Annotated in this window: 9 protein-coding genes and 1 pseudogene; all 10 read right to left on the bottom strand. The window is 57.7% G+C overall.

What is annotated here, in order from left to right; genetic code table 11:
* Positions 1 to 870: pseudogene (locus tag ACT3UQ_RS03055) on the bottom strand (glycoside hydrolase family 32 protein); the annotation flags it as partial.
* Between the two features lie 31 nt (positions 871 to 901).
* On the bottom strand, positions 902 to 1,189 hold the full coding sequence (locus ACT3UQ_RS03050; protein ID WP_444636473.1) for a hypothetical protein: 288 nt from the start codon (positions 1,187 to 1,189) through the stop codon (positions 902 to 904).
* A 21-nt stretch (positions 1,190 to 1,210) separates the two neighbouring features.
* The gene (locus ACT3UQ_RS03045) at positions 1,211 to 1,417 is read right to left on the bottom strand and encodes a hypothetical protein (RefSeq protein WP_444636472.1); all 207 of its coding nucleotides are present in this window, start codon (positions 1,415 to 1,417) and stop codon (positions 1,211 to 1,213) included.
* Positions 1,414 to 2,361 (bottom strand): ABC transporter ATP-binding protein, encoded by a 948-nt coding sequence (locus ACT3UQ_RS03040; RefSeq protein WP_444636471.1) that lies wholly within the window; start codon positions 2,359 to 2,361, stop codon positions 1,414 to 1,416. The genes ACT3UQ_RS03045 and ACT3UQ_RS03040 overlap by 4 nt, the downstream gene beginning before the upstream one ends.
* Positions 2,358 to 3,275, bottom strand: a complete 918-nt coding sequence (locus ACT3UQ_RS03035) for an ABC transporter ATP-binding protein (RefSeq protein ID WP_444636470.1) — start codon at positions 3,273 to 3,275, stop codon at positions 2,358 to 2,360. Before ACT3UQ_RS03035 ends, ACT3UQ_RS03040 begins: the two co-directional genes overlap by 4 nt.
* Positions 3,272 to 4,246, bottom strand: a complete 975-nt coding sequence (locus ACT3UQ_RS03030) for an ABC transporter permease (protein WP_444636469.1) — start codon at positions 4,244 to 4,246, stop codon at positions 3,272 to 3,274. The genes ACT3UQ_RS03035 and ACT3UQ_RS03030 overlap by 4 nt, the downstream gene beginning before the upstream one ends.
* Before the next feature lie 5 nt (positions 4,247 to 4,251).
* Positions 4,252 to 5,229, bottom strand: coding sequence for an ABC transporter permease (locus ACT3UQ_RS03025; RefSeq protein WP_096256852.1), 978 nt, complete (start codon positions 5,227 to 5,229; stop codon positions 4,252 to 4,254).
* A gap of 72 nt (positions 5,230 to 5,301) precedes the next feature.
* Positions 5,302 to 6,978, bottom strand: a complete 1,677-nt coding sequence (locus ACT3UQ_RS03020; protein WP_444636468.1) for an ABC transporter substrate-binding protein — start codon at positions 6,976 to 6,978, stop codon at positions 5,302 to 5,304.
* Between the two features lie 44 nt (positions 6,979 to 7,022).
* A complete protein-coding gene (locus ACT3UQ_RS03015) occupies positions 7,023 to 8,048 on the bottom strand; it encodes a LacI family DNA-binding transcriptional regulator (protein ID WP_444636467.1) in 1,026 nt (341 codons plus the stop codon).
* Positions 8,049 to 8,443: 395 nt separating this feature from the next.
* On the bottom strand, positions 8,444 to 9,472 hold the full coding sequence (locus ACT3UQ_RS03010; RefSeq protein ID WP_444636466.1) for a LacI family DNA-binding transcriptional regulator: 1,029 nt from the start codon (positions 9,470 to 9,472) through the stop codon (positions 8,444 to 8,446).
* Positions 9,473 to 9,577 lie beyond the last annotated feature (105 nt).

Genomic DNA, 9,577 nt, shown 5'->3' with positions numbered 1-9,577 from the left:
CCTTCCGTTTGGTACCTCTAATGGGCTCTTGGTTTCGCTCTTATCCCCGGGATGGAAGCTTGGCTTGCGGTTCACGTAGGCGAACCCTCCGGCCAGATAGATTCCGGTGGCCACGTGACGCGTGCCGGTTTTTGCCCGGCACAGCTCAAATCCCACGTTCTCCGGCGGACTAGCCGGATCCCAGCTCAATTCGCATTCCAGCTCATAAGCGCTGCTAGAGAAATCCAGGACGTGGTCCCCGGATACTGCCGGGCTGCCCAAGCTTTTCGCCGGACCGGCCAGCTTGTCTAACTGTTTTACCGGAACCGAGGCGAGGTAATAACCTTCTGCCCCGCCGATCATCCGCACCTCACGCACAATCATGTCATCACCGTTATAACCATCTGTGGCCATGCTTGGGGCATTGTGTGGGTAATCCCAGAAGTTGTTCCACCCAATGACACGGCGCAGTTTGGGATTTTCGCTCCCGTCGACACGATGGTCTGGATAGGTCACCGCACCATAGAAGTCAAAGCCCCAGTCAAGCCATTGCGGATCATATTCCTTGGTGGTGAACGCTTTTCCGTCAAAGTCGCCCACCCAGTATGCGTAGGTGGCGGGCAGATCACGTGGCTTGCCGTTGGCGCTGGTGCCAAGCACCCATTGTTTGGTTCCGTCAGAAGCCTGGATCTGGAACAGGTCCGGGCATTCGAGCGTGCCCAAGGTGGTGCGCACAAATTCGCTGGTTCTTTTCCACCGCTTCAGGTTCACCGAGGTATACAACCCGATGCGGTCCCCCTCGGCATTAAGCATGACCCACTGTGAGCTTGGCTCATGCCAGATGATCTTCGGGTCTCGGAAGGCTTCCACGCCTGGGTTAGCCAGTACCGGCTTGGTTCCACCGGGTTTGAAGCTGCGTCCTTTATCGGTGGAGTACCAGAGGTACTGCTCTGGTCACCCCGCCCGGTGCCTGGGTGACCAGAGCAATCAACGCGCCTTTTCCGTAGCCCGCGGTGTTCCTTTCGTCGATGACAATCGAGCCGGACCAGCAATCCCCGTTAGGGCTTTCATGCTTGCTGATGGCTACGCCGTGGTCGGTGAAGTTCACGTGGTCCGTGGTGGTCGCCAAACGCCAGCTTGTACCGCTGCCACCGAGAATGTAGTCCTCGTTGTAAAGGTAGTAGTACAGGTATTCACCGTCCAGATACACCGGACGCTGCGGGTCATTTTTTCAATTATCCGGAACGCTGAAGTGATAACTGGGACGGTAGCTCATCGCAGCAGAAGCCTTCTTGTCATTTTTTCCCCGTTTTGCAGGGGCCGCAACGGCCGCCCCAGCGCCGAGTCCGGTCAGCGTCAATGCAGTGGCCGAGGTCAGAGTGGCAACGATGCTCCGTCTGGACGGTCCGCCATGGGTCATGTCTTTTTCTGGGCTCATGTCATTTCGCTTTCGTCCGCCAACACCCAGTGCTGGCTTGATTCATCGATAATGTGTTTTTTCAGGTTGGCGCTGGTGGACCAGCGCTGGATTTGTTCGCGTAGGGCCGCGCGCTTTGGTGCGTCGAAGCTACTGTCTCGGTCGGGGTCAGGCACCGCACCCACGAGTAGCTGAGTATATGGATGGCTCGGGTTATCCAGCAGTTGCACGGATTCTCCTGATTCCACGATTCGCCCCTCGTTGAGCACAGCAATTCGGTCCGAGAGGTAACGGGCCGAAGCCAGATCGTGGGTGACGTACAAGATGGTGATCCCATGCTCGTCACGCAGCTTATGCAGCAGGTTCAACACACCAATGCGCACCGAGACATCCAGCATTGAGGTCGGTTCGTCGGCCAGAATGATACTCGGCTTGGCCGCCAGCACTCGGGCAATCGCGATGCGCTGACGCTGTCCGCCAGAAAGCTCATGCGGGAAGGAAGAGAGCACATCCGGGCTGAGACCCACGGTACTCACCAGCTTTGCCATTTCACTGCGCTTTGACTTAATTTCTGGCTGGTGCAGAGCCAAGGCACGTTCTAAGATATGCTCCACGCGAAAGGTAGGATTCAGCGAACCGAAGGGATCTTGGAAGACCATCTGCACTTCGCTGCGGTACTTGCGCACCGCTGACCCCTTCAGCCCCGCAATATCATTTCCATTAACGAGAACCTCACCGGAATCCGGAGTTTCAAGCAGAGCCAGACAACGGGCCAGCGTCGACTTCCCGGATCCCGACTCCCCCACCAACGCCACGATTTCCCCACGTTGCATCTCCAGATCGATATCCCTTAAGGCAGGAATTTTCTTTCGACTAAACAGCGCGGAGCTGGTGAACGATTTGCTCAGCGAACGGATTCGCACGGCCGGACCCACTGCGGTCCGCTGGGTAGCGGTAGAAGTCATAGCAGTTCTCCTTGCGACAGCACAGGTTGATCCGAGGGAGCCACCCAATGGCCCTCGCCGGTGTCTTCCAGATCCTGGATATTGGTGAATTTGGTGCCTTCGGCCAGACCGGTGAGCTTAACCCGTGGGCCATGCAGAGGTGGGAAAGCCCCCAGCAGCGCTTGAGTATAGGGGTGCCGGGAACCGTGGCGCAGCGTTGTTGCCGGAGCCAGCTCCACAATGCGACCGCCGTACATGATGCCGATACGGTCAGAGAGTTCTAGCATCAACGACATGTCGTGGGTGATGAACAAAATCGCGAAGCCGAGTTCTTTTTGCAGTTCACGGATCTGCTCCAAGATCTCCTGCTGCACCACCACATCAAGCGCAGTAGTAGGTTCATCTAGGATCAACAGCCGCGGGTTCAAAGCACAGGCCATGGCGATGACAATGCGTTGGCGCTGGCCTCCGGAAAGCTGGTGCGGGTAAGCGCGCAACCGTACCGGATCGATGCGCACCATCTTAAGCAGTTCGTGGGCACGATGCAGCGCAGCCGCCCGGGTACCGCCACGGTGGGTGCGGATCACGTCGATGAATTGCTCACCGATACGGGTGACCGGATTCAAGGAGTTCATAGCCGACTGGAACACCATGGCCACGTTATTCCACCGCCAGGCACGCAACGCTGCCTCATCCATGCCCAGCACGTCCATGCCGTCAAAAAGGACTTTGCCGTTGCTGATCCGGGCAGGGTCCTTGAGCAGGCGCATGATCGAGTTCGCGATCGTGGACTTGCCGCAGCCGGACTCGCCGGCGAGTCCAAAGATCTCACCGGAATGGATGGTGAAGCTGACCCGGTCCGCACCGCGAACCGCACGCTCGTCGCTGACGTATTCGACGGTCAGGTCCTGAACTTCCAATACCGGGACGCTCATTTTTCTTCCTTTCGCGCCACGGTGGTCGCCGCGGTGCTCTTCGTTGCATGCTTAGGCCGGCGCAGGCGCGGGTTGGTAATCTCATCTACCGCGTAGTTGCACAACGCCAAGGCGAAGGCCACCAACGCAATAGCCAGACCCGATGGAACAAAAATCCACCACTGGCCGAGCATCAGCGAACCATCGCTGGTAGCCCAGAACAGGTTGGTGCCCCAGGAGAGCGTGTTTACGTCTCCCAGACCCAGGAATTCGAGTCCGGCCTGGGCACCAATGGAACCGATAATGCAGCCCAGCAGGGTGGTCATGACCACCGAGGCCATATTCGGCAAGATCTCGCGCACCATAATGCGCAGTGGACGTTCACCAGAGACCTGAGCGGCCGCCACATAATCTTTGCCCCGAATGGACATGGCTTGAGAACGCATGACGCGGGCACTACCGGCCCAACCGGTAATCACCAGCACCACGATGACCGTTCCAAGGCCCGGCGGCATGAATGCTGCCAGGATGACCAACAACGGCAGACCCGGAACCAGCAGGAACACGTTGGTCACCAGCGAGAGCGCTTCGTCTAGACCACGACCGAAGTACGCACCGCTCAAACCGATCAGCACGCCGATCACGGTGGACAAGATACCGGCGGCAAAGCCGACAAATAGCGAGGAGCGCGCGCCCCACAAGGTCAAACCGAGCACGTCTTGACCCTTAGTGGTGGTGCCCAGCCAGTGTTCCAGACTCGGAGCGGAGGCGCCGGCAGAGGTGATGCGTGCCGGATCTCCCGGGAAGAACACCGGGGCCAGCAGGGCCAGCGCAATGAACACTAAAATGATGCTCAACCCGGCCACCGCCTTGCCATTGCGCAGCAAGGTACGCAGCAGGCGTGTGGCACCCAGTCGAGCGCGGCCCGTGGCACTTTCTGCCGCCGGGTCCTCGGGAGTCAAGGTCAGGGAATCTGTGGTTATCTGGCTCATGAGGTTCAGCCCTTCCGCACACGAGGGTCAAGTCGGACGTAGACCAGGTCTACAAGGAAGTTCGCTATCAGCACCGCGGCGGTAATGGTCAGGAACATGCCCTGCATCAATGGGTAGTCAAGGCCTTGGACTGCAGCGAGCAGCTGGTAGCCAACGCCCGGGTAGGCGAACACTACTTCGGTGAGCAAGGCTCCACCGACGATAAACCCGATGCTCATGCCCATGCTTGTCACCGAGGGCAGCATGGCATTGCGTGCGGCATAGTTCAGCATGATGCGGTGCGGGCGCAGGCCCTTGGCCTCGGCCATCAGGATGTAATCCTCGGAGTTGGTTGCGATCATGGTGTTACGCATGCCCAGCATCCAGCCGCCCAAGGACACCAGCACAATGGTTAGTGCCGGCAGGAACAGGTGAGCTGCCACATCCAAAATGAATTCAAGGTTGAATCCGGGGACCAGACCCACGGAGAAGGCGTGGCGCATCGGGGCGACACCCATATTGATGCCAAAGATGTACAGCGCACCCATGGCAAGCCAGAAGTACGGGAAGGAACCGATGAATACCAGTAGCGGCGGAGCCACCGAGTCCAGGAAACCTCCACGGCGCCAGGCCGCGAGGATACCCAGAAGGTTGCCGAGAATCACCGCGATCACCAATGAGGTGATACCGAGCAGCAGGGTCCAAGGCAGCTGGGAGGCGATAACTTCGGAGACTGGCGTGGGGAAACGGGAAATCGACATACCGAAATCCCCGGTGAGGATGCGGCCAAGGTAGCTGAAGTATTCGGGGATGAGCGGGCCGCCGTCTACGCCCATCATGGTGCGTAGCGCGTCGACCTGCTGTGGTTCGAGGCGTTGCTGCGAGCGGGAAAGCATGCGGGTGACCGGGTCACCGGGCATCAGCCGTGGCAGCAGAAAGTTTAGGGTGATGGACGCCCAGAAGGCTAGCAGGTAAAAGCCCAGACGCCGGAAGAGGAAGCTCATAATATGTGTCCTTCACGAAAGATCGCGTCGTGGTGGGCAGCTAGAGGCCGCCCACCACGTGGGAGCTTGATGCTATTTCGCGGGTTCTAGGTTGGTGAGCACCAGCACGGTGGTCGGTGCGCGGTTGCTCAGAGTCGCGTAAGGGTTTTCCTCGGTGGGCCAACCAACAAAGTTCTCGGTGGTGTAGGCACCCCACTCCGGGCCAGGGAACAACGGCACAACCGGCGCTAGTTCGCTATACAGCGCCTGCAAGTCATTGATGACCTGCTTCTGTTCGCCTTCATCACTGGTAGCAACAAACTTGTTCAGCAGGTCATCTGCTTTTTTGTCGCTGAAGCGGTGGTAGTTGTCAAAGGTCTGCTTGCCAACCGGCTTGACGTTTTGGCTTCCCATGAGGTTCAGGTAGTACTGATACGGGGTCGGAGCGTTAGCCGTCCAGACGATGCCGGTATCAAATTCACCGGTCTCATAGGCTGCGGTCACCGCGGCCCAGTCAGGGGAATCAACGGTGGCCTTGATGCCTACGTCCTGAAGGTTCTGCGCGATAATATTTGCTACCGACAGCCAGTCAGTGGAGCTTGAACCCACGGAGATGTCGAAGGTGAATGGTTTACCGTCTGGGGTGGTGCGCTGCCCTTGAGCGTTTTCCTTGTAGCCAGCTTCATCCAGCAACTTCTTGGCGCCTTCAAGTTCGCGCTTGGTCCAGTCGCACTTCTCCACGATCGAGGCATCACGCCACTTGTCGTAGTTGCCCGACAGTCCGGTGCAGTCGGCCGGAACGGTGTAGTCGGTCATGCCGACCTTAACAACCTGCTCACGGTCCACGGCCATGCTCAACGCCTTGCGCACCCGGACGTCGGAGAATTCTTCCTTGGTGGTATTCAGCTGCCAGTTGATCTCTGCCCCGGTGGTTGGGAACCAGTAGTGGCGGTGTTCTGGATCTTTGTCCACATAGGTGGTCTGGATATCTGGCATGTAGGTCTGGGTCCAGTCGACATCGCCGGAGATGGCGGCCAGGTTGGCACCGTCGTTGCCGGCAAAGGCGAGCATCCGGATGCCGCCAAGCTTCTGCTTCTCGGGCTGCCAGTAGTTCGGGTTCTTTTGCAGCTCGAAGGACTGGGCCTGGAAGTTGGCGATCTCGGTGTACGGGCCGGTGCCGACCGGAGTCGGGTTCTCTTCGTTGCCCGGCTTGTCGAACTTGGACCAGATGTGCGCAGGCACGATGACCTGCTGCCCCAATTCGTACAGTGCCGGAGCGAAGGCCTTCTTGAAGGTGAACTCCACGGTGGTCTTATCCGGGGTCTTGATGGACTTCAGGTAGTCGTATCCGCCGAGCAGTTCCTTCTGCAGTTCCACCGAAAGCTTCACGTCCTTGGAGGTCAGCTCGGTGCCGTCGGAGAACTTGACTCCTGGACGCAGAGTGAAGGTCAGCGACTTGCCATCCTTGCCCGCTTCCCAGTCGGTGGCCAGCCAGGGCACCGTGTCGCCGCCGGCAGGGTTGTAAACCAGCATGGACTCGTAGATGGACTGGCCGGTCATTGGCGCGGCGTTGGGCGAGAACGGGTTGAAATTCTTGGAGAAGGTACCCATGTCTTCACGCGGGATGGTGAGGAACGCTGAGCTGGTTGTTGCTCCGTCAGCTTCGGTTCCGCCTGGATTTGATGCGACGCATCCGGTAAGCGCGAGCGCGCCGACCACTGCGGTCGCAGCCACGGCAAGGTGCGCGCGGCGTAAGTATTTGACTATCATGGAAGTTCCTCATCCATTCATGTGATGTGTAGCGGAGGGGAAGCTCATCTTTGGCCGTGCATGGCCACAGATGAACGAATGCGTGGAGGGCAGCCGATGGTAATTTGGCGATTCTCAATCGGTGAGCCCTCTGCCATTTGATTCAGTAGTGACACCCCTGCCATACCCATTTCTTCAAAGGGCAAGGCGATGGTTGTCAGTTTTGGTCGCATATGTGGTGCCAGAATCTCTTGATCATCAAAACCGACGATTGAGATGTCTTCCCCCACTCGCAAACCGAGTTCCTTGATTGCGTCATAGGCGCCCATGGCGATCCGGTCATTACCGCAGAAGATCGCGGTCGGCGGATCCGGTTGAGCCAGTAACTCTTGAGTTCCGTGATATCCGCTATCGGCGGTACCGTCGCCGGCAACAATCTTTGACTCTTCCTGGCTAATTCCGTGATCCCGCAGAGCCTGCTTCATGCCGGTTTGGCGCCCGATCTGAGCAGGGATTCCTTGGGCAACAGTGATATGGCCAATGTTGGTGTGTCCGGCCCGTGCGAGGATTTCGGCGGCGGCGTAACCGCCTGCCACTTCGTCCGGGACGATTGATGGAAATTCTCCGGCGGCGTCGAAGCAGTTGACCAAAACGCAGGGAACCGATTTTGCATTCTCCGGCACGATGATTTCTCGGTGCCAGGTGGTTGCAATGATCAGCCCGCCTACTTGCTGCTCAAGGAGCTTTTCCACTGCGAGCATTTCCATGCTGGGGTCATCATCGCTGGGTGCGATGAGCAGAAAGTTTCCATCTTTCCATGCCGAGCGTTGCGCTCCCTTGATCACGTCGGTAGCAAAGGGCGATGTAGCGATCTCGGTCACCAGACCGAACCAGGCGCTGCGTTTGCTAGCCAGAGTTCGTGCGGCCGCATTGGGGCGGTAGCCCAGCATGCGCGCCGTCTGGTTTATTCTCTCTCTGGTGGTTTCGGGGATATTTGCTTCCATCCGGCCATTGAGCACAAATGAGACGGTTGTTCGGCTTACGCCGGCCGCCTTGGCGACATCGGCCATGGTCACGGATTGCTGCGTCATTTCCCCTCCTCCCCCTTGAGATCAATGCGGAACTGGCCGTATTGCAGATTTGCTAACACGATTCAGTAACGCGCGTTACTACGCTGAGAAATAAGGTAACGCACATCACTTACGGGTGTCAAGCAGTCAATTCTTATTTGCGCGTAAATGCAGAACTCTGCGAAGATCGCACGCTTTCGACAAAACCGGTATCTCCCGCAGCAAGATATTTGGGCGCACGGAACTACCCAGAAACTATTCTGGGTATTCAGGAATTTGATGATCAGGCAAGCTGAAGAGGCTAGTCAATTCGACTCTCGGCAAAGAAGCTTCATGAGTCACGCTAGGAGACTGTGGTACTTCCCTGCAGTTCGAGCCCTAAGAATATGTAGCTCCCAAGCTCGGTCAGCCTTAGTTCAGCGGGCTTTCATTGAATCGCGTTCAATCAACGGCATCTCCACCTGATGTTCAACAGGATCCAGCTTGCCATCAAGAAGTAGCTCAACGGCGAGCGCTCCCATTTCTTCATAAGGAAGTCTGATCGATGTCAGCTGCGGACGCAGGTAGCTAGCGATGATCTCATCGTCGAAGGAAAGAACCGAAAGATCCTTACCGGGAACTAGTCCTTGTTCGGCCAAGGCCTGGAAGACGCCCATGGCCACGCGGTCATTCGCGCAGATGACAGCATCAGGTTTATGCCCGTCGGTGAGCATTTGAGCGGTTGCCGCATAGCCGTCGGTGGGATTCCAGTCTTCGAGAACCCACTCGCCGAGTACTTCAAGTTTCGATTCTTGCAAGGCGTTGCGCAGCGAAGTGAAACGGCGGGTGATACTCGGATAGCTCATCGGGTCACTCTCAGCATTTTGATGCGCCCCGATCAGCGCGACGCTTCTAGCGCCAGTTTCCAGAACTCGGTGCACCGCACGCGCACCGGAATCCAACTCGTTAGGCAGCACCGCGGTGCAGGGGCTGCCATCAAGTCCATTGACCAATATGGTGGGCAGACCCGTGGCCGGGATTTTTAAGTCACGTTTCCGCGAATCCATAAACCCCAGGATAAGACCATCAACGTCCCGATGAGCCATCTGCTGGATGGCTTCAGCTAGCTGATCAGGTTTCCCGAAAGTCTCTGCGATCAGCACCGTATGGCCGCGCTCCTCGGCCGCGCGAAGAATTCCGGTGATCATGCCGGAAGCAAAACGTGTGACCGTGACCTGATCGGAAATCAGTCCCAGGGTTCGCGTCTTGCCACTGCGCAATGACTGGGCGGCAGCATTTGGACGGTAACCCAGCTCCTTGGCTGCCGCGCGAACCCTCTCGGTGGCCTCTGCAGAAAGCCTGGTCCCAGGCTTGTTGTTCAGGATCAAACTGACTGCGGCCTTTGACATCCCTGAAGCTTCTGAGACGTCAGCTATCGTTACCCGCTTGGCTTTTTGCGTATTCACGTGTCCTTCTTGCGACTGGGTACCTGCAATTATTCGAGCCTAGCCTATTGCAGCGACGTCCTGACGCTGTTACAGTCTTATGCTAAATCCATTTAGCATATCTTG

Origin of the sequence: Glutamicibacter sp. AOP12-B1-11, assembly GCF_052379245.1 — a bacterium.
Classification (GTDB): domain Bacteria; phylum Actinomycetota; class Actinomycetes; order Actinomycetales; family Micrococcaceae; genus Glutamicibacter.
Note: the sequence above shows the minus strand (reverse complement) of the source record. Positions and strands in the feature narration are given on the sequence as shown.

Coding starts and splice junctions, on each gene's coding strand:
- ACT3UQ_RS03045 (WP_444636472.1), bottom strand. CDS start 1,417: ATGAGCCCAGAAAAAGACATGACCCATGGCGGACCGTCCAGACGGAGC.
- ACT3UQ_RS03040 (WP_444636471.1), bottom strand. CDS start 2,361: ATGACTTCTACCGCTACCCAGCGGACCGCAGTGGGTCCGGCCGTGCGA.
- ACT3UQ_RS03035 (WP_444636470.1), bottom strand. CDS start 3,275: ATGAGCGTCCCGGTATTGGAAGTTCAGGACCTGACCGTCGAATACGTC.
- ACT3UQ_RS03030 (WP_444636469.1), bottom strand. CDS start 4,246: ATGAGCCAGATAACCACAGATTCCCTGACCTTGACTCCCGAGGACCCG.
- ACT3UQ_RS03025 (WP_096256852.1), bottom strand. CDS start 5,229: ATGAGCTTCCTCTTCCGGCGTCTGGGCTTTTACCTGCTAGCCTTCTGG.
- ACT3UQ_RS03020 (WP_444636468.1), bottom strand. CDS start 6,978: ATGATAGTCAAATACTTACGCCGCGCGCACCTTGCCGTGGCTGCGACC.
- ACT3UQ_RS03015 (WP_444636467.1), bottom strand. CDS start 8,048: ATGACGCAGCAATCCGTGACCATGGCCGATGTCGCCAAGGCGGCCGGC.